Annotated in this window: 20 protein-coding genes; 16 read left to right on the forward strand and 4 right to left on the reverse strand. The window is 58.3% G+C overall.

Annotated elements, in window-relative coordinates; all coding sequences use genetic code 11:
• Window positions 1-334: 334 nt before the first annotated feature.
• The 11 genes from EPK99_RS03805 (at window position 335) to EPK99_RS03855 (ending at window position 11421) form a co-directional block, all read left to right on the forward strand.
• Window positions 335-1138: an IclR family transcriptional regulator gene (locus tag EPK99_RS03805; RefSeq protein WP_128441256.1), complete on the forward strand. Its 804-nt coding sequence runs from the start codon at window positions 335-337 to the stop codon at window positions 1136-1138.
• The gene (locus EPK99_RS03810; protein WP_245455625.1) at window positions 1135-2373 is read left to right on the forward strand and encodes a M24 family metallopeptidase; all 1239 of its coding nucleotides are present in this window, start codon (window positions 1135-1137) and stop codon (window positions 2371-2373) included. Before EPK99_RS03805 ends, EPK99_RS03810 begins: the two co-directional genes overlap by 4 nt.
• The gene (locus EPK99_RS03815) at window positions 2370-3200 is read left to right on the forward strand and encodes a putative hydro-lyase (RefSeq protein WP_205909042.1); all 831 of its coding nucleotides are present in this window, start codon (window positions 2370-2372) and stop codon (window positions 3198-3200) included. The genes EPK99_RS03810 and EPK99_RS03815 overlap by 4 nt, the downstream gene beginning before the upstream one ends.
• Window positions 3197-4306 carry an ABC transporter ATP-binding protein gene (locus EPK99_RS03820; RefSeq protein ID WP_128441257.1) on the forward strand — a complete coding sequence of 370 codons (1110 nt, stop codon included), beginning with the start codon at window positions 3197-3199 and terminating at the stop codon, window positions 4304-4306. The genes EPK99_RS03815 and EPK99_RS03820 overlap by 4 nt, the downstream gene beginning before the upstream one ends.
• 2 nt (window positions 4307-4308) lie before the next feature.
• Window positions 4309-5166, forward strand: a complete 858-nt coding sequence (locus EPK99_RS03825) for an ABC transporter permease (RefSeq protein ID WP_128441258.1) — start codon at window positions 4309-4311, stop codon at window positions 5164-5166.
• Between the two features lies 1 nt (window position 5167).
• Complete coding sequence (locus EPK99_RS03830) at window positions 5168-6001, forward strand: ABC transporter permease (protein WP_128441259.1); 834 nt, start codon at window positions 5168-5170, stop codon at window positions 5999-6001.
• On the forward strand, window positions 5998-7056 hold the full coding sequence (locus EPK99_RS03835) for an extracellular solute-binding protein (protein WP_128441260.1): 1059 nt from the start codon (window positions 5998-6000) through the stop codon (window positions 7054-7056). The genes EPK99_RS03830 and EPK99_RS03835 overlap by 4 nt, the downstream gene beginning before the upstream one ends.
• A gap of 45 nt (window positions 7057-7101) precedes the next feature.
• Window positions 7102-8304 carry a trans-sulfuration enzyme family protein gene (locus tag EPK99_RS03840; protein WP_128441261.1) on the forward strand — a complete coding sequence of 401 codons (1203 nt, stop codon included), beginning with the start codon at window positions 7102-7104 and terminating at the stop codon, window positions 8302-8304.
• Between the two features lie 478 nt (window positions 8305-8782).
• Window positions 8783-9757, forward strand: coding sequence for an ABC transporter substrate-binding protein (locus EPK99_RS03845; protein WP_128441262.1), 975 nt, complete (start codon window positions 8783-8785; stop codon window positions 9755-9757).
• An 11-nt stretch (window positions 9758-9768) separates the two neighbouring features.
• Window positions 9769-10638 (forward strand): ABC transporter permease, encoded by an 870-nt coding sequence (locus tag EPK99_RS03850; RefSeq protein WP_128441263.1) that lies wholly within the window; start codon window positions 9769-9771, stop codon window positions 10636-10638.
• Window positions 10639-10647: 9 nt separating this feature from the next.
• The gene (locus EPK99_RS03855; RefSeq protein WP_128441264.1) at window positions 10648-11421 is read left to right on the forward strand and encodes an ABC transporter ATP-binding protein; all 774 of its coding nucleotides are present in this window, start codon (window positions 10648-10650) and stop codon (window positions 11419-11421) included.
• A gap of 2 nt (window positions 11422-11423) precedes the next feature.
• On the opposite strand, the gene EPK99_RS03860 is transcribed toward EPK99_RS03855, so the two are convergent.
• Window positions 11424-12269 (reverse strand): LysR family transcriptional regulator, encoded by an 846-nt coding sequence (locus tag EPK99_RS03860; protein WP_128441265.1) that lies wholly within the window; start codon window positions 12267-12269, stop codon window positions 11424-11426.
• A gap of 100 nt (window positions 12270-12369) precedes the next feature.
• Here EPK99_RS03860 and EPK99_RS03865 point away from each other — a divergent pair, with 100 nt between their 5' ends.
• The 5 genes from EPK99_RS03865 to EPK99_RS03885 all read left to right on the forward strand — a co-directional run bounded on the left by EPK99_RS03865 (window position 12370) and on the right by EPK99_RS03885 (window position 16626).
• On the forward strand, window positions 12370-13524 hold the full coding sequence (locus tag EPK99_RS03865; RefSeq protein ID WP_128441266.1) for a M20 family metallopeptidase: 1155 nt from the start codon (window positions 12370-12372) through the stop codon (window positions 13522-13524).
• Window positions 13524-14267 carry a gamma-glutamyl-gamma-aminobutyrate hydrolase family protein gene (locus tag EPK99_RS03870; RefSeq protein WP_245455627.1) on the forward strand — a complete coding sequence of 248 codons (744 nt, stop codon included), beginning with the start codon at window positions 13524-13526 and terminating at the stop codon, window positions 14265-14267. Before EPK99_RS03865 ends, EPK99_RS03870 begins: the two co-directional genes overlap by 1 nt.
• A complete protein-coding gene (locus EPK99_RS03875; RefSeq protein WP_128441267.1) occupies window positions 14260-14736 on the forward strand; it encodes a RidA family protein in 477 nt (158 codons plus the stop codon). The genes EPK99_RS03870 and EPK99_RS03875 overlap by 8 nt, the downstream gene beginning before the upstream one ends.
• Window positions 14737-14740: 4 nt before the next feature.
• Complete coding sequence (locus EPK99_RS03880; RefSeq protein ID WP_128441268.1) at window positions 14741-15946, forward strand: FAD-dependent oxidoreductase; 1206 nt, start codon at window positions 14741-14743, stop codon at window positions 15944-15946.
• A 134-nt stretch (window positions 15947-16080) separates the two neighbouring features.
• On the forward strand, window positions 16081-16626 hold the full coding sequence (locus tag EPK99_RS03885) for a hypothetical protein (RefSeq protein WP_128441269.1): 546 nt from the start codon (window positions 16081-16083) through the stop codon (window positions 16624-16626).
• A gap of 221 nt (window positions 16627-16847) precedes the next feature.
• Here the strand turns inward: EPK99_RS03885 and EPK99_RS03890 are convergent, their stop codons facing one another.
• From EPK99_RS03890 to EPK99_RS03900, 3 genes are all read right to left on the reverse strand, one after another.
• Window positions 16848-17273: a hypothetical protein gene (locus tag EPK99_RS03890; RefSeq protein WP_128441270.1), complete on the reverse strand. Its 426-nt coding sequence runs from the start codon at window positions 17271-17273 to the stop codon at window positions 16848-16850.
• Window positions 17274-17380: 107 nt separating this feature from the next.
• Window positions 17381-18169 carry an ABC transporter permease gene (locus EPK99_RS03895; protein ID WP_128441271.1) on the reverse strand — a complete coding sequence of 263 codons (789 nt, stop codon included), beginning with the start codon at window positions 18167-18169 and terminating at the stop codon, window positions 17381-17383.
• On the reverse strand, window positions 18166-19026 hold the full coding sequence (locus EPK99_RS03900) for an ABC transporter permease (RefSeq protein WP_128441272.1): 861 nt from the start codon (window positions 19024-19026) through the stop codon (window positions 18166-18168). The genes EPK99_RS03895 and EPK99_RS03900 overlap by 4 nt, the downstream gene beginning before the upstream one ends.
• Window positions 19027-19053 lie beyond the last annotated feature (27 nt).

Below are 19053 nucleotides of genomic sequence, written 5' to 3' on the forward strand. Positions count from 1 at the left end.
GATCGCCTAAAGAGCGGCGGGAGGCAAAAGCACCGGAAGGTCCCCCATTTGTTCCCATCGACAAGTTGCCGCCCTCGCCGGACGTGGCCGGTGAGTGTGGCTTGTTGGCATTGAGTGAGCAGCCCGCTGCGGGTCCGATTCGACCTTCTGGCAGCGTCGTGAGCGGACCGGCCTCACCGTAATGTTGATCCCAGTGGGGTGCAACGAATGTTAACAGCATCGCTTCTGGTGCCAACAGGTAGCGACTACCATTGGCGGTCCAGGATCCAGATTGACAACATCACGAACTCTTGTATAAATACAAATATCGGTTCACTGTTACGATTATAGGAACATGGTAGGTAATCAATCACTGGAACGCGGACTTGCGATCTTGAACCTGCTCGGCACCTCGGACGCCGAGTTGGGTATCCGCGACATCGCCCGAGCACTGTCATTGAGTCCAACCATCGTGCAGCGGTTGGTCAATACGCTTCATGCCAACGGCTTCGTTGCTCAGTCGAGCGATACAAAGCGGTACCGACTAGGGTATCGTGCGATAGTCCTGGGCAGCACCATGCGCCGTGAAGACAGGCTGCTATCCGCTGTCACGCGAGAACTCGCCGAGCTCGCCGATAAGCATCATCTCAATGGCTATCTCGGCGTTCTTCGCGATGGTTCAGGCATGTATCTCGAGAGTATTCAGAGCAGCGGGCCAATTTCCGTTCGCATCCTGCCGGGGTCGCGCATCAACATGCATTCGACCGCTATCGGCAAGATGCTGCTCTCGACATTGCCGGACGTAGAAGTTCACAGAGTGCTCGGCGCGGAGCCGTTGACCCGCTACACCGCGAGAACCCGACAGACTATCGCCGAGATCCTTGATGATCTGGCCACCAGCCGCCGCGAGGGTTATGCGACGGTATACGGCGAGAACATCGAAGGAGTGGCGTCAGCCGCTACGTTGATACGCGATGCCCGTGGCGAACCTGTCGCCTCGATCAGCGTTGCGCTCCTTTTCCGTGAGAACGAGCAACGCGAAATGGCCACTGCGGTTCGTCTCGTCCGGCAAGCCGCATACCGCTGCTCTCAGTCAATTGGCTACGCCGGACCGGCGCCAGAACTCACCACTGATTCCGCTTTGCAGGAGGCAAGATGAACGACTTATCCGTGGAAGCTCGCTCGCAATGGACGATGGCTAATCGTCTTGTGAATATGCCGAGACTGCAGTCCATTCTATCGGCCGAAGGCATCGATGCCATCGTTGCCACATCGCCCGAGAACGTCACGTACGCTAGCGGCTATTGGGCGCTCTCGCAGTGGATCCGGCGGGGGCCGCAGACCTACGTCCTGGTTCCGGCTGCGGATCCCGAAGACGCCTGTTTGGTTGCGTCCAGCTCGCTGCTCGATCTACTGGCGGACCAACGGGTGTGGGTGAAGGATGTTCGTCGTTTCGGATACTTTCGCATGGACCGCACCGAAGGACAGCTTGATGCGCTGAGCGCGCGGCAAGCAGCGCTGGAAGACCTACCGGTCGAGGACGACGCCCTGACCGCGCTCGTAGCCGCACTGGAAGCGCGTGGGCTCGCCTCCGCCCGGATCGCGGTCGATGAATTGGGCCTATTGCCGGGGCATTGGGAGCAGCTGCAGGCACGGCTTCCCCACGCCCAGCTTGTCCCGGCGATGCGCCTCTTCCGTGCGATCCGGGCGGTCAAGACCGCAGTCGAGATCAACTCGCTGCGGCAGGCCGCACAGATCACCGAGCGGTCGATCGCCGCCGCGTTGGCGATCGCGCGACCGGGTATCACTGAGATCGCGATGGCGCGTGCGTTTCACACGCAAACGGTGGCGGAAAATGCATGGCCCGTTTTGGGCTGCATCGGCTTCGGCTCGCGTAGCGCCATGCCAAACGTTCAGCCTTCAGAAACAGCGCTCGCCATAGGCGACATCATCCGCTTCGATGCGGGTGGACGCTACAACCACTACCGTGCCGATATCGCTCGGATCGCGACGCTGGGACCAGCGCCGGACCGCGTCCGCCGATACCATCGGGCGCTTCATCTCGGCGTCGAGGCCGCACTTCAAGCGATCAAGCCCGGCGTCGCAGCTTCCACGATTTTTGACGTCGCCGTGGAGACGGTTCGCCGCGAAGGGATCCCCCACTACGCGCGCTCGCATGTGGGCCACGGGATTGGCCTGGACGGTTACGACCTTCCCGATCTGACTCCGACAAGCAGCGACCTCATCGAGGAGGGCATGGTCCTGTGCGTGGAGACGCCTTACTACGAACTCGGCTGGGGCGGGCTGCAGGTCGAAGACACCGTGGTAGTCCGCGCCGATGGCGTTGAGACCTTCATGACCACTTCGGGTGCACTCATGGAGGTCGGTGCATGACAAACGCGACTGAAAACCGCTCGCCTTTAATGACCCGCGCCAACCTATCAGCTGCTTCCGGCTCCGAGGTGCGTGCGGCTGTGCGTGCAGGGCAATGGACACGCGCTACGCACGGATTGGCGCGGGGCCACGTCCAAGCAAACCTTGCGATCCTGCCTGAAGCTTATGCCTATGACTTTCTCCTTTTTGCACAACGTAATCCGAAGCCTTGTCCAATCATCGAGGTGACGGAAACCGGGAACCCCGAGCCCAGTTTTTGTGCGCCAGGCGCTGACATTCGCAGTGATCTGCCGGGTTATCGCGTCTTTCGCAATGGGCAGTTTGTTGAGGAACGCCGGTCAATCGCCGACCTCTGGCGCAAAGATCACGTCGCTTTCCTCATCGGTTGTTCCAACTCAATGGATGAAGCGCTGGAGGACGCTGGCATACCGCAACGGCACCTCGAAACAGAGGATGGCCGGATCTCCGTATACACCTCTTCGATTCAATGCAGATCGGCCGGGCGCCTGCACGGCCCCATTGTCGTCACCATGCGACCGATCCCCGCCGATCGTGTCGAGCAGGCACGAGAAATTAGCAGCCGCTATCCGCTAGCGCATGGATCGCCAGTGCATGTCGGCGATCCCGCCGCGATTGGCATTCCTGATCTATCGAGAGTCGAATGGGGGCGCTTCAACCCGTTGCGTGAGGACGATGTTCCGGTCTTCTGGGCGTGCGGGGTTACGCCCCAAGCCATCGCCATTGCGTCCGGTATCCCAGAGATGATCACCCACGCCGCCGGACATATGTTCGTGACCGATCTCATGCTCGGGGAGACCCGCACATGAACTCTGTTTCAATGTTGAATGATGTCGCCGGTGCCGGTGTTGCCGTAGAATCCATAAGGAAATCTTACGGCACCGTGGTCACGGCTGTAGACGACGTTTCGCTCAAGGTGAAGCCTGGAGAATTTGTCTCGATCCTAGGGCCATCCGGCTCGGGCAAGACGACGCTCCTCATGATGATCGCGGGCTTTGAGCGCCCGACATCCGGCCGCCTGATCATCGGCGATCAGGACATGACGTACACACGCCCGGAAAAACGTGGTTTGGGCATGGTCTTCCAACGGTACGCGCTGTTCCCACACATGTCGGTCGCTGACAACATCGCCTACCCGCTAAAGCGACGCGGAGTGTCTCGCGCAGAGATTCGACAACGCGTCGAGGCCGCGTTGAAGCTGATCAGCCTCGATGGTCTCGGCACGCGCATGCCAACGGCACTGTCTGGTGGTCAGCAGCAGCGTGTTGCTGTGGCACGCGCGCTCGTCTCCCAGCCACCGGTCATGCTGATGGACGAGCCGCTGTCAGCCCTGGACAAGAAGCTCAGAGATCAGATGCAGCTTGAGATCATGAGGCTGCACAGGACCGTGGGAGTTACGATCATATACGTCACGCATGACCAGGAAGAGGCTCTGAGCCTTTCCGACCGCATCGTGGTTATGAATCGCGGTCGGATCGAGCAAGTTGGCACGCCGGATGAACTTTACGATGAACCGGCTTCAGCTTTTGTCGCCGACTTCATTGGCCGTACCAGCTTTCTCGCTGCGACGTGTTTGGCAGTGGAAGGCAGCAACGCTCGAATGCGTGTGAACGACGCCACCGAGGTCATTGTGCCAGTTAGCCGATGCCGCGATATCGTCGTAGGTGCTCGTGTCCGCATCGCGGTACGGCCGGAAGCGCTGAAACTTGCCGTTGTTGGCAGCGCGCAGCTTTCAGGGACATTAGAGGGATCGCGTTTCGTGGGATCGTCGGAACTGGCCTTTGTTCGCATTGCCAATGGCGAGCTTCTGCAGGTCCAAACGGAACCTGGTGTTTCCAGGAAACTGCAAGCTGGTAGCCCTGTCGGAATCATGTTCGATGCGTCGCGGGTGAGTGTATTTCGGGAAGGAGCCTGACAATGGCCGCCCGTATGACCAGCACCTCTACAGCCGGCATCTACAGTCCAGCCACGGCACTCGTTCTGTTACTGCCGCTGATCGCCCTGTTCTGCGGTGCCTTTCTCTACCCGGTCGGACGCTTGCTGGCGATGGCGGTCTTCGACCCCGATTTTACCGTGCGGCATCTGGCCAAGGCGGTGGAAAGTCCCCTTTATGTCAATGTTTTCCTGCGTACCGCCCGCATCGCCGCAGCCGTGACATTGGCTGCGTTCGCATTGGGCTACCCGGTCGCACTGCTGATGTCGCGGCTATCGGGACGCGCGGCACTGTTTGTCACTGCCTGTGTGCTTGTGCCTCTATGGACGAGCGTCCTCGTGCGCTCGTACGCCTGGATCGTGCTGCTGCAGACGAACGGCTTGGTCAACGGTCTGCTTCGGTGGCTCGGACTGACGGAAGGGCCGCTCAAGCTTCTCTACACCGAGGCCACCGTCTTGGTAGCGATGACGCATGTCCTGCTGCCCTACATGATCCTTCCGATCTACGGTGCACTGCGAGCGATACCTGCAGACTACGAGCGGGCTGCGCGCAACCTCGGCGCGGGCGCAGTCACAAGCTTCATCACGGTGACGCTGCCACTAAGTCTGCCTGGCATCTTCGCCGGTTGCCTCATCGTCTTCATTCTGTCGCTTGGCTTCTACATCACCCCAGCGCTCGTCGGCGGACCCGAAACTCTGATGGCGGCGACCCTCATCAGCCAACAGGCCACCGAACTTTTGGACTGGCCATTTGCGAGCGCCCTCTCGTTGCTACTCCTGGCTGGCACGCTTGTTGTGGTCGTCGTCTTCCGGCGCTTTCTCTCTCTGTCGAAAGGCTTATGAAATGTTGATCGTGTTGGACGCCGCCAGACGTCTTGGCGGTGATGTAGCGCTTGCTTGTTTCGTCTGCATCGTTTTGCTGTTCCTCGTTACGCCAACCTTGATAGTCATCCCGATGGCGTTCGGTGAAGCCGATTACATCGAGTTCCCTCCCCGCGGCTTTAGCCTTGAATGGTTTGACCGCTATCTGACCGATCCCGACTGGATCGACGCCACACTCTTCAGCCTGAAGATCGCAGCGGGCGCGATGGTCGGTGCGACGCTCATCGGGACTGCAGCTTCCGTTGCACTGGCGCGGAGTCGTCTGCCTGGGGCAAGCCTGCTGTTTGCACTGACCTTGAGTCCGCTCGTTCTGCCCCATATCGTGCTGGCGATCGCGCTTTATCTAGCCTTCGCTCCGCTGCAGTTGGTAGGTACGACGACTGGCTTCCTGCTCGCTCACACGATGCTCGGCGTTCCCTATGTCACCATCACCGTCTCGGCCGCGCTTCGAGGTTTTGATCCAATGCTGGAACTCGCCGCGCTTAACTGCGGGGCATCGCGAACCCGCGCTTTCTTCGACGTAGTCCTGCCGTCCATCTGGCCGGGTATCACCGCCGGAGCGATCTTTGCCTTCCTCGCTTCCTTCGATGAAGCGACTGTGTCGCTCTTCATCTCTGATGTCGGCGGCAAAACGCTTACGAGGAAATTCTTCGAAGACATCGACTTCAACCTTACTCCCGTCATCGCTGCCGTCTCCACGATCATGCTCGCGGTCTCGGTCGTCACCATGGCGGCGGCGGCAATCGTCAAGAAGCGCCAAGTCCCGGCAACAACAGAAGAGGATATTACGGCATGAGACTTTCAGCATCGCACGCAGTTATAGCTGCCTTTGTCCTGGCAGCCGCAACGGCCGCACCGGCCCGAGCCGAGGAAACCGTCGTCGTCGCAGCAACCGGTGGCGCCTACGAGCAGAGCTTGCGCAAGAGCTTCTTTGATGACTTCACCAATGCGACCGGCATCAGGGTCCAAGTGGTGACTGCATCGGCGCAAGAGCAGATCACAAAACTTAAGGCGATGAACCAGGTAGGCGCGGTGACATGGGATATCGCTGTTCTCGGTGACATCGAGGCGCACAGCAACGACGTTCGCGCCATGACTGAAGACATGGGCACCTTTTGCCAAGCCTTCGCTGAACGCAAAGATCTGCTGAAAGGGGCCTGTGACAGTTCCGGGGCGCAGCTCAACTCCGGTCTCACTTACATCGTCTGGGACGGCGACAAGCTGCCTAATGGAGGGCCGACGACATGGAGCGAACTATGGGACGTCAAGCGCTTCCCTGGCGCGCGCACCTTCCCAAACTTCAATGATCCCTGGCGCGTCATGGCGGCCGCGCTGGTGGCAGACGGCGTAGCACCATCCGACCTCTTCCCACTGGATATCGATCGCGCGCTCAGAAAATTGGACGCGCTGAAACCGCATATCAATTTGTGGTGGAAAACCGGAGATGCGAGCCAGCAAGGTTATCGAGCCGGGGAGTACGTGGCAGGCATGGTGTGGCAAACGCGCGCGAGCGTGCTGCTGAAAGAGGGCCGCAATCTCAAGTTCTCGCTGAAAGAAGGTGTGCTGGTCTCTGACCGGGCCACGGTCGTAAAAGGCGGGCCAAACAAAGCCAATGCGCTCAAGCTACTTAACTTCATTGAAAACTCGGTCGATGGCATGGCGCGGCACTGCACAAATCTTGGATGCACGCCGCCGAGCACTGCGGCAATGGAGAAGATGTCTCCAGAGGATCAGGCCAACATGCCAATAAAGCCCGAGATCTACGCCTCGCTCATTATTCCAGACTTTGAGTGGATCAACGCCAACCGACCGTTGATGCTCGACCGTTGGAACACTTGGCTTCAGAAGTAACCCGAGCCACTCGCCAGCCTAAAGCTGGAACCGGAGGGAAGATAGTTGCACGATAGTACCCGTTGTGTTCACCGCCCCGAAGTCTCCTTGGAGGGGTTCGACAGCCTTTCCGTGCCGACCTATCGGGCCTCAACTATTGTCTATCCCAACACCGAGAGCTTTTCTCGGCGGAAGGAGCGCGGGGCGGACGGTTACGCCTACGGCCTCTACGGAACCCCAACGACGCGAACCCTGGAGGCGCAGATCACCGCCCTGCACCACGGTGTTCGCACCCATCTTGTTCCCTCTGGCTTGGCAGCAGTGACTATGCCGATGATCGCTCTGCTCGGTCCGGGCGACGAAGTGATGATCCCGGATACGGTTTACGGCCCCGTGCGCGCCTTCTGCGCTGACTTCCTCGCCCAACGGGGCATTCATCATCGCGTCTACGATCCTCTTATCGGTGGCCGCATCGGCGACCTCATAAAAGGCAATACCCGCCTGGTATGGGTCGAATCCCCCGGCTCCGGCAGCATGGAGGTACAGGATCTACCGGCCATCGCCAGAGAAGCAAAAGCGCGGGGTGCGTTGGTCGGCTGTGACAACACCTGGGCCTCGCCGCTGCTTTGCAAGCCACTCGACCTTGGAGCCGACATTGTGGCCGAAGCACTGACGAAATACGTAGGCGGACACTCCGATTTGCTTTTGGGATCGATCACTGTGCGGGACATGGAACTGAGAACCCGCATCCGCGATGTCCTGCGCCTCCTCGGCATCGGGGTCTCACCCGACGAGGCGGCACTTGCCTTGCGCGGAATCGAAACAATGAGCGTGCGGCTCCGCCATATCGGAGGCGTGGCCGAGCGACTGGCGCATCGCCTGCGTGAGCATCCCGCGGCGATGAAGGTCCTGCACCCTGCCCTGCCCGAGTGCCCAGGGCATGAGCACTGGGTCCGCGATTTCCAGGGGGCTAGCGGGGTGTTCAGCGTCGCTCTGAAACCCGAAGCCCTGGAACGTCTTGACGATGCCCTCGGCCAGCTCTCGATCTTCGCTATCGGTGCGTCCTGGGGGGGAACACGGAGTCTGATCGCACCTTTGTCCCTTGGCTCGGAACGATCTATTACGAGTGCATCGACGCTGGCCGGGCCGGTCGTGCGCATTAGCGTCGGGGTAGAGGACGAAGAGGATATTCAAAACGACCTCCAAGTCTTTTTCGACTCCCTTCTCCACGATCCTGCATCACGCGGACCTTTAGTTATCCGATGCTAATGCCCGACTGCGCCGCGACGAATAAGTCGGAGTTCCGTATTTCTATCGGCGGAGACAGCTACGCGGGAGCAGCGGCACTTGGGCGCGACATAAGCTACGTCGTCAGATGCCTTGGGGAAGTATTTATGCCCCCACCCGCCGCCGTAGATCATCGACAGTTGTCTGACAGGACAGGCCATTCGGAGCAATCACTTCGGGAGTGGTCGCTCCGTTTGGTAAAGTTGCATCGGGTGGCATGATGCCGGTCGCTTGCACATCGTTGCCAGCGAGTCCTCCTATATTCGCTTTTCGGTGAAGCATTAAGCAGAATGAGAGGGATTGACGACAGGGGAAGCCACTAATCGACAGTTTACCGTTCCGGCCTTCTATTAAACGACCCCTCGCATTAATCGATAACGAATCTTCGCTTAAACTCCCTTTCGGTTCGTGTTCCCCTAGCTTGTCTTTCAATAACAAGCACGAAAAGGGGATCACCATCATGCGGAAACTTCTCGCAAGCACGCTTATTGCCGTCTTTTGCTTTTCAGCCAGTTTGTCTGCGGCGGAAAACAAGCCGTTAGGCGTCGGCATGACGACCTGGGTCGGATATGGTCTGCTCCATCTAGCCAACGAGAAGGGACTCTTCAAAAAGAACGGGGTCGATGTTTCGCTGATTACGGTCCAAGATAAACCTTCGACTGCCGCGGCAATCGCCACTGGCCGGCTGGACGGATGGGCGACGACGGTTGATACCTTCATCTTCTACAATGCTCAAAAGCTCGGTATAAAACAGGTTCTAGCGGTTGACTTCTCAAAAGGAGGTGAAGGGATAGTCGCTGCGAGTGACATCAAGACGGTCGGAAATCTGAAAGGCCGGACCATTGGAGCCGAAGAAGGATCAAGTACCTACTTCTTCCTGTTGAACCTCCTAGCCGACAACGGCATGACGATCAAAGATGTCAAGCTGCAGTCCATGCGCGCCGGCGACGCAGGTGCCGCATTCGCAGCCGAAAGGCTTGATGCTGCAGCGACGTGGGATCCCTGGCTTTCTAAGGCGAAAGAGCGGGGGGGGCATATTCTGGCGAGTTCGGCTGACAAACCCGGCCTGATCGTTGACACCGTTGCATTTCGTTCTGACGTCATCGAAAAGCGGCCTCAAGATGTCGCTAATTTTATCAAGGCTTATTTCGAAGCCTATGATTACTGGAAGTCTTCACCAGATGAGGCCAACGCAACAATGGCCAAGGCTCTTGGGATCAAGGAAGACGAATTCCGTACATCACTTGCCGGCCTTGAGTTTCTTTCGCGGGAGCAGAACGAGAAGTATATCGGATCCGTTAGCACTCCTGGGGAGATTGCGGGCGTGACCCAGCGAGGCGTAGAGTTTTATACGCAGGCCGGACTTCTTAAGGAGGCGCTCCAAGCTAGTAATGTCGTGGATCCCAATCCGCTAGCTTCCGCGCTCGGACGGTAAAGAGCGACGCCATGGCAAACTCAGTAGAAAAACAGGCCAATGTAATCGGTGCGCCCTTCGGGGCTCATTCGCCCAAGCGACTGGGGGGTGCCGATCTCTTTGCCATCCGCCGGCCGCTTCCTCGAACCGTATCGGTCGTGCTTTCGGTATCTTTCTTCGTCCTGCTATTTGCCGGATGGATGGTTATATCGGCCACGGGCATGGTCAGTGACTTCTTTCTTCCAAGTCCAAGCCAAGTACTGCGCTCTGCGTGGGAGATGTACACGGAGAAGGGCTTTCTTTGGGACATTGCGATCAGCATCTATCGTGTCTTCGTTGGATTCTGTATTGCTGCGTCCGTTGCATTGCCTCTTGGTCTGATGATGGGTTCAGTGCAATTTTTCCGCTCCCTGCTGGAGCCTTGTCTCGCATTTACCCGCTACATGCCGGCGACTGCCTTTATTCCGCTTTTGGTGCTTTGGCTGGGAATTGACGACGCACAGAAGTTCTCCGTCATAGTCGTTGGCACTTTCTTCACCCTCACCCTGATGGTCATGGTGAGCACAACCGCCGTTTCGCTGACACTGATTGAGGCGGCAATCATGCTCGGGGCAAAGCCTAAGCAACTTATCTTCAAGGTGATCCTTCCGGCCGCCAAGCCGGCTATCTTCAACGATCTCCGCATCGTGCTTGGTTGGGCCTGGACCTATATCGTCATTGCAGAGATCGTCGCTGCTTCCAGTGGCGTCGGCTACGTCATCTTGAGTGCATCACGCTTCATGGATACGGCAACGATTTTCGTAGGCATCATCTCGATCGGTATCATAGGGCTGATCAGCGATCTGCTTTTCAACATCTCTGGTCGCTATCTCTTCCCATACCTTCAACGTACGAGATCGTGAGGACACGCCATGTCAGACATCATCCGGATCAACCGGGTTTCTAAGACCTTCGGTGAGGGGGCCAGCATGGTCACGGCCATGGAGGACGTGTCTTTAACGATCAAGGCCGGTGAGTTCATTGTTTTCCTCGGGCCATCGGGATGCGGCAAGTCCACTCTTTTGCGCATGATCGCCGGCTTGAGCGATACTTCTCGTGGCAGCATCATGGTTGATGGCCGCGCCGTTGATGGACGCGATCCATCCGTTGGTATGGTCTTTCAGACCTATACCTCATTTCCATGGCTGACTGTCCAAGACAATATCGGCTTTGGGCTCGATCTGGCGAACACAGGCTCCCGCGCTCGAACTGAAAAGGTCGACTCTCTGCTGAAGCGAGTGTCGCTGACGCGATTTGCCAAATCCTATCCTTCGCAGTTGTCGGGAGGCATGCAGCAACGTGTCGCTATCGCCAGAGCTCTCGCCGTCGAGCCTCAAATCCTCCTGATGGATGAGCCGTTTGGTGCCCTGGATGCATTGACCCGTGTCGAAATGCAAACGTTCTTATTGGACCTATGGTCGCAGGATCAGAAGACCGTCATCTTCGTCACTCACGACATCGACGAGGCTATGCTTCTAGCTGACCGAATCGTGGTCTTTTCTCCCCACCCGGGCCGGATTGCGGAGATCATTGATGTCGATATTCCCCATCCGCGGACAATTGACGAAACCGAACGCGAGGATTTCGACAGGCTGAGGCATAGGCTAAGGCGGCTGCTATTCTCAATGGCGAAAAACGCCGCCTAGCTTCAGACATTCGCCAGTGCGTTCGCCATCGTTCGAGCCAACGCCTTCGACGCAAGGCTTGGCTCTTTGTGGGAATATTTAATGCTTAGGGTTGTGAGGGGCAAAGGCGGCAAAACGGAATGATTATCGACAATCCGCACTCCATCCGCTCCGTCACCGTCCGTGACCACGGAGATCGCCAGCCCCGCACGCACCACCGCCAGGACGCCTTCCAGGCTGGTGCATGAATAGGTGCATTTCCATGGGATGCCCTGATCATCCAATGCAGTTGTTGCCGCTTTACGGTAGGCGCAGCCTCCATTCACCGCGGCGAGCAGGATCACCCCATCGGCCGGCGGCGCCCAATTCTGCCCGGCGATCCATACCAAGCGCTCGGTTCTCAGGACATCGCCTGAGCTGCCGCCAACTTCCCGGACAAGCGCCAGGTCAAGATTTCGTTCACGCAAGTCTCTAAGATGGTTGATGCCGAGTCCAGCGTGCATTTCGACCGCGACGCCAGGCTTGTCGGCCATAAAACTTCGCATCGCCTCGGTAATTGGCACAAAGAGGTGATAGTCGTCAGGCACCCCGATTACAACGGTCCCGCTCAATAGCTTTGGCTTAAAATCCTGCTCCATTTCGTCAACTGACTGCAATACCTTCGCGGCGTGCGAAACTAGCGCCCGACCATCGGCCGTGAGTTTGCAATTGCGCGTCGTTCGTTCAAACAGCTGCTTGCCTAAATGTTGTTCAAGGCGAGCGATCTGGTGGCTCACGGTTGACTGGGTAATATTCAGTCTTGTCGCTGCGGCCGAGAAGCTCCGCGTATCCGAGACGGTGAGAAAGCAGCGGAGTAGCGTGGTATCCATACCGACACAATTAATTATGTTTCTCGATCAGTCAATGACGGATTAGCGTTTCTCCTAACTGAATAGAGCGGTCATTCTCTCCCCAAAGAGAGGATGATCCATGCGAATCGCAGAATTGCACCAGCCCCTATTCAAACCATTGGGGTCCGACACCGTCAGCTTTTTGCAAAAGCTCGTCGCAATCGACAGCTGCGACCCGCCTGGGGGCGAACTCGATATAGCGAAGCTTGTTCATCAGCAGCTGTTGGACGTTGGTATCGAATCCGAACTGGAGGAGTTCCTGCCGGGACGGGCAAACGTATTGGGACGGATCCGGGGGACAGGTGAAAAAGGCGCCTTTGTGCTATCAGCTCATATGGATACAGTACCCGTTGGTACCGTGCGCTGGCTTCGCGGACCGTTCTCGGGGGAGATTGCCGATGGCCGCCTCTACGGGCGCGGTTCCTCCGACATGAAGGGCGCACTTGTCGCAATGATCGCAGCGGCCGGCATGCTAGCCAAGCAACGCCACGCGCTGAAAGGGGACGTCATCCTTGCTTTTACGGCGGGTGAGAGCTCGAATCTTCTAGGCGCGCGCCGCTTTGTCGAGCGAGGCCTAAAAAATGAAATAGGCGCCTTTCTCTGCGGCGAGCCTAGCGATCTGGACATCGTCATTGTCGAGAAGGCGGCCCTGTGGTTACGCGCCACTGCTACGGGCAGACTCGGTCATGTCTCGGGCGATGCGGGAATCAATGCGATAGACACGATCAACGATTTCTTGGCCAAGCTTACGACCCTCGATCTGAACTGCACGCCACATCCGCTTCTGGACGGGCCAACGGTTCGCGTTGGCCGTATAGAGGGCGGCTCAGCGGTGAATCTCACGCCGGACCGCTGTATCGCCGATCTCGACATCCGTCTCCCACCAAGTGCCGATCATCGCGCAGTCATCAGGATGGTGGAAGAGGTCGCTCCCGAGCACGTTTCGCTCGACGTACTGGATTTCAAACCGGCAGTAGAAAGTCTGCCTGGTGATCCCTTCGTTGCGCTTTGCAGCAAGGTCTGTGCACGGCATCTCCAACGCACCCCCAAGATCAAAGGGGTTTCCTACTATAGCGATGGGACCGCGTTGCTAGGTGGGCTGAATGTTCCTTTCGCGATTGTCGGTCCCGGCGAACTCGGTCTCAGTGGACAGCCGAACGAATCCGTCTCGCTCGACAATGTACTGAAAGCTGTCGGCATCTATGCCGATATCGCAGCAGCGTGGCTATCGTGATGGCCGTGGTGAAGAAGCGGCCGACCATCGGCATCACGCCTGACATTAACGATCTAGAGGCTCCCGAAACCGAATACGTGGTGCGCCGAAACTATGCCGACGCTGTGCTGGACACGGGAGGGCTTCCGTTTATCCTCCCCTATAGCGGTGAGGTTAGCGCCTATCTGGCCAACCTTGACGGCCTGCTGGTGACGGGTGGGATGTTCGACATTGATCCGAAGCTCTATCGTCAGTCGGCACGCAAGTCTTACGTCATGAAGCCGGCGCGAACCCACTTCGAAAAAGCCTTGATCGAGGGCGCACTGGAGAGACAGGTTCCAGTGCTCGGCATCTGCAATGGGATGCAGCTTTTGGCGGTCTGCCTTGGCGGTGAACTGGTTCAGGACATTCCGAGCGAGATGCCAGCCGCGTATGAACACAAGCTGGACCAACCGGCAACCATCCCCCAGCACGAAGTTGCAGTTCCGGGCAACTCTTGGGCGCTGCCAGCGCTTAGAGCAGGCAGCTACGTGGTGAACAGCGTCCATCATCAGGCCGTCCTTCCAAGCCCGGCGTATCGGCAGATCGGCAGCGCTCCGGATGGAGTGATCGAGGCTATCGAAGCTGTCGGTGGTGGCTTTGCCTTGGGCATTCAATGGCACCCTGAGTACAGAATTAGTGAGATCGACCAGGAGATTTGGCAGGGCTTCATCGCTGCAGCGGCCGAACACTTGTCAAAAAGATCGGCGTTACCCCATGGCTGAAACACCGGAGCAGCGCCTTGAATTGCTTGGCCACCCGCTTCCCGGTACGGTGGAGCTGGCCAGCAATCTTCTCAGCTTCAAAACCGATCCGGGCCAGGTATTCGTGTCGGGGCAGTTGCCCTTGGAGAGTGGTCAGCGACGTTATGTTGGAAAGGTGGGCCAGTCAATCTCGCGGGAGGAGGGCTATGCGGCGGCGCGCCTCGCATCACTCAATGTCGTAGCGCAACTGTCATATGCCACCAACAACCAGCTCTCCAAGATCATCGAGGTCGTCAAGGTTTCGGGCTTCGTCAACTGCACTGCCGATTTCGCCGATATTCCGTTCATCGTGAACGGTGCGTCCGATCTGTTCGTCGCGGTATTCGGCGATCGAGGAAGGCATGCGCGGTTCGCCATTGGAGTTGCATCCTTACCGCGTGGCGTGCCCTTCGAGATCGATGTGATCGCCGGCATATTGGACGAGGAGTAGGGCTGTGGCCGACATCTTTGTACTTGGTGCCGGGGTCGTCGGCATGACGTCGGCCTATTTCCTCGCTCGGAAAGGCCATGCGGTCACCGTGATCGACGCTGGGAGTGCACCGGCTGAACAGGGCGCGAGCTTCGGAAACGGCGCGCAGCTGAGCTATTCTTACACCGACGCACTGGCTTCCCCCTCTCTCGTCCGCAACCTGCCGAAATACCTGGTTGGTTGTGACCCTGCATTCCGATTCAGCCCGACCCTCTCTGTCAGCTTCTTGTCTTGGGCGCGGGTGTTCCTGGCGAACGCATCCAAAGCAACGTTTGAGAACAACACGATTGAGGTTCTGAAGCTTGCCATGGAAAGCCGGCAAGGCTTCGCTGAAATAGAGGGCAAGATTGACTTCGATCACCGTAGGGCGGGAAAGCTCAATCTCTACTCCACTCTCCAGGGCGTTCGTGATGCCAAGGCGCTCAGTCGCCTGAAGAACGCTCACGGCGCGCAGCAGGTGATGCTGACGCCACCAGAAGCGATCGCCCGCGAGCCCGCCTTGGCTGCCTATGGACATCCCTTCGTCGGTGCGCTCTGGTCGCCCCTCGACGAGGTGGGGGACCCACACCGCTTCTGCCTCAACTTGCGTCAGTTGCTGCAGGACGAGTACGGCGTGGCGTTCCGTTTTGACACTCGGATACTGGGCTTGCAGACGCACCTGGGCAAGCTCGTTGCCGTCCAAACCGATCAAGGGGAGCTAGCGGGTGGTCGCGCCGTCATAGCTTTGGGGGTTACCAGTGCCGATATCGCAAAGACGGTGGGAATCAAGCTGCCTATCTGGCCGATGCAGGGTTACTCGATGACAATCCCCGCAACTGCATTGGCGCCCGAAGCGAGCATCACGGACACTTCCAGAAAGGTAGTGTTCTGCCGGTTAGGAGACGGCTTGCGCATCGCCGGTCTTGCCGATATCGGCCCGCGCAATGGTCGTTTCAATCAGCAGCGCTTTAACAGGCTGTTGGATGTGGCCAAGGGAATTTTCCCGGAGGCTGGGGACTATGGAGCCGAGCTTCAGGGCTGGACTGGATATAGGCCGATGACGCCGAACAGCGTGCCTATCGTTGACAAAAGTAAGGTCGATGGCGTCTTTTTGAACTGCGGCCACGGTTCGCTTGGATGGACGCTATCCATGGGGGCCGCCTCACGTTTAGCTGAAATCGTACCGCGGTGAGGTCCACATAAGGACAGCGGGATCTGCGTAGGCCGGAGCACGGTATCCCTTGACGCATTTCGGGACATTCGGGATGGTGCGACTCTAAGGTAGATCCACCCATCCGGTCATCTTATGTGAAAGGCGTCAAAAATATGAAGCGCGTGGGAATCGCGGTCCTCCTTTGCCTTGAGTTGGCGGGAGTCGCGCATGCGGCCGACAACACGGCGCGGCCCGCCAACTTGCCGGAGAATTATGTGGCTCCATCAGCTGGACAACTGGAGCTGGCTACGGGGCCGATCATTGCGCGGGTGCGCGATGAATATGCCGGCCGTCTCGCCGGCATGTTTTTTGAGCGAGACCAACGCCGGATCGTGGTGCGGCTGACAGGCGCGGAGCCGGTTGCCCCCGAGACGCATCGCGTCGGCGATGGTGATTTTCGAGTAGAGTTTCAGCCGAACGCCGAGCACACGTTCGTCGAGCTCAATCGGATCATGGTCACCAGCGACGAAAAGATCACTGAGGCATTGCCAACGGCCCATGCTCGTTACGTGGACGAACGAACTGGGGAGGTCGTTATCGCGATTGCGCCGGATCCGACGCTGGAAACAAAGCGGAAGATCTTAGCGGGAGCGCTCGGCGTACCGGTGCGGATAATCGTGGAGGAGCCTGTTGTGCAGCAGCCGGCGATACGCAAGTGATGCGAGTTTTGGCGTAGCCAATAAGGCAGCCTCCACGCCCCGGCTGGAGAGGCGGATAATCTTCGTGAGGTTCCAGATCTTCGTCGTAGCCGGATTACTGTCAAGGTCCCAACGGATGGAATCAAGCCTTCGAGATCAAGGCTACCGTTGCCTCCCCGCACAGTCTCGCATCCCTACAGTCGACGGAAAGACGGCTTCGTCCCAACATTCGGTTTTTGCCATCAGACAGTGTCATTCTGGTTAGCACTCAAGATTTCCAGACCTCGTGTTAGATAGGCGACCGAAACGTCGTCACTCCGCCACCGTGCACCGGCGATTGCGTCCTGAGCGAAGGACAGGAAGTCGAAGGGTTGATCGAGCACGGCAGGATTGCCGTCGACCACGGACAAAGGACCGGGGATCAGTTCAACGAGTCCGGTTGACTCATCCAGGCTCATCTTACCGGAACTGATCATGTCGTTCATAGCAATGCGCATTTGGTTCGACGAGATATTCGTGAAGTCATAACCGCTTTCAGGGGTGGCACCATCCGCGTTCTTGCCCGCAGTTACCTGCTCCTGTACCGCAGCAAAGCTCGTGCCGGAATTATGACGATCTACCGCGGTGCCTGTTGCCGCGAATGAGGGGAAACTACTGCCGATTCTCATGGAAATTTCCTTTGCCGTAAGAGACTGTGTGATTGTTGATATACGCTTTACCTTGCTCCACCCTAGCGTGTGCCGAGAGGTAACATGATCGCGGATTTCGTCTGCTTCTATTGTTCGCGCCTCTGAGGTGAAAAGCGTGCCACCAACTGGATCATGCCCATCGCCCCCCAGGTGATGGCAAACGACAGGATCACCAAAGCGGCAGGTTCATAAGCTTGTGCGACACCGACTTTTTGGATGTAGGTGCCGAAGGCCGGGCGTGTCAGGAGGCTGGCCATCACGAATTCGCTGATGACGACGGCGAAGGTCAGGAATGCACCCGACAACACCGAAACAAGGATGTTGGGCAGGATGACCAACCGGATCACGGTGATCGGGCTGGCCCCCAGGATCGTCGCCGCATCTGTCAGCGTCCGCGCATCGATCGCCTGGAGACCGGTATCGACCGCGCGATAGAAGTAGGGCAGAGACAGGGTCATATAGCCACACACAAGCAGCGCATTGGAGCCCATTTCGGTGCTCGTCAGCGGCAGGACCGACGACGACGAGAACAGCCTCAGATAGCCGAAGACAAGGACGATCGGCGGCACGACCAGTGGGAGCATCACGATGAGCTCGACCACCGGTTTCAACCAGGGCAGCCGTAGACGGACGAAGTAGGCCATCGGAACGACCAGGACGACGCCGAAGATGATGGTGCATGTGGCGATCGCCGCCGAGTACCCGAAGGTCGCAAAGAACTCTGGATCGGAAAAGACGGAGTGGTAGGCGTCGAGCGAGTATTCATCTCGCCGGATGCTCAACGAAAATTCGGCGGTGCTGATCAGCGGCAACAGGAAATAGATGCCTGCCAGAACCATTGCTGCCCACAGCAGGAGACGCAGGACGGTTTTCATCGCATCCACCTTTCTGCACGTGCGCGCAGGGCAAGGTAGGCCGTGATGGCGAGTGCCACCACCAGAACCATGCACAGCGCGAGGGCCGCCCCCAGTTGCTCGTTATGCAGCACGTCGCCGCGAATTTGTGCGTAGAGCAGGATCGGCACGATGTTCACCGCGTATCCCGTCAATGCGTAGGCGGTCGCGATTGCGCCAAAGGCGTTTGCGAACAGCAGCGCCAGCGTCCCGAGCAGGGTTGGCCACAGGACCGGCAGGCCGATGTGCCGCCAATACTGCCAGGCTGTTGCACCGAGCATCTCGGCCGCTTCCCGGCATTCCCGAGGGAGCCTTTCGACGGCGGGCATCATGATGGTGAGGGCGATGGGGACCTGAAAAAAGAGGTAGGTGAGCACCAATCCTGAAAAGCTCGCCAGCTCAAAGCCGGACGCATAGAGGTTGATGCCAAATACCTGCCTCAGCACCACCGTTACCAAGCCCAGCCTGCCGAAGGTGGCGATGAAGGCGAAGGCCAGCGGAACCCCGGAGAAGTTGGACGCAACCCCGCAAAAGGTCATGATGATCGTTCGGGCCTTCGAGTTGGCGATTCCACGGCTGATGATCAAAGCGAGACCAAGGCCGAGGAACGCGCCGAGCACCGCTGTCGCCGCCGAAATCTCGATCGACGTCAGGAAAGCGTTTGCGATTTCGGAGGTCGCAAGGTCCGCGAAGTTCGCCAGCGTGACGCCGCCCTGCCGATCGACAAACGCATTGGCGAGCAATGCAACGGTCGGCATGACGATCATGACTGCGGCAAACACGAAAAAGGGCACCGTGCCGATCAGTGCCGGCCAGTCCGGACGGGATATACGAGGCATTCGGCGTGGCCCTGACGGCTTTCCGGA

This window comes from Neorhizobium lilium, from assembly GCF_004053875.1.
In the GTDB taxonomy this organism is placed as follows: Bacteria; Pseudomonadota; Alphaproteobacteria; order Rhizobiales; family Rhizobiaceae; genus Neorhizobium; species Neorhizobium lilii.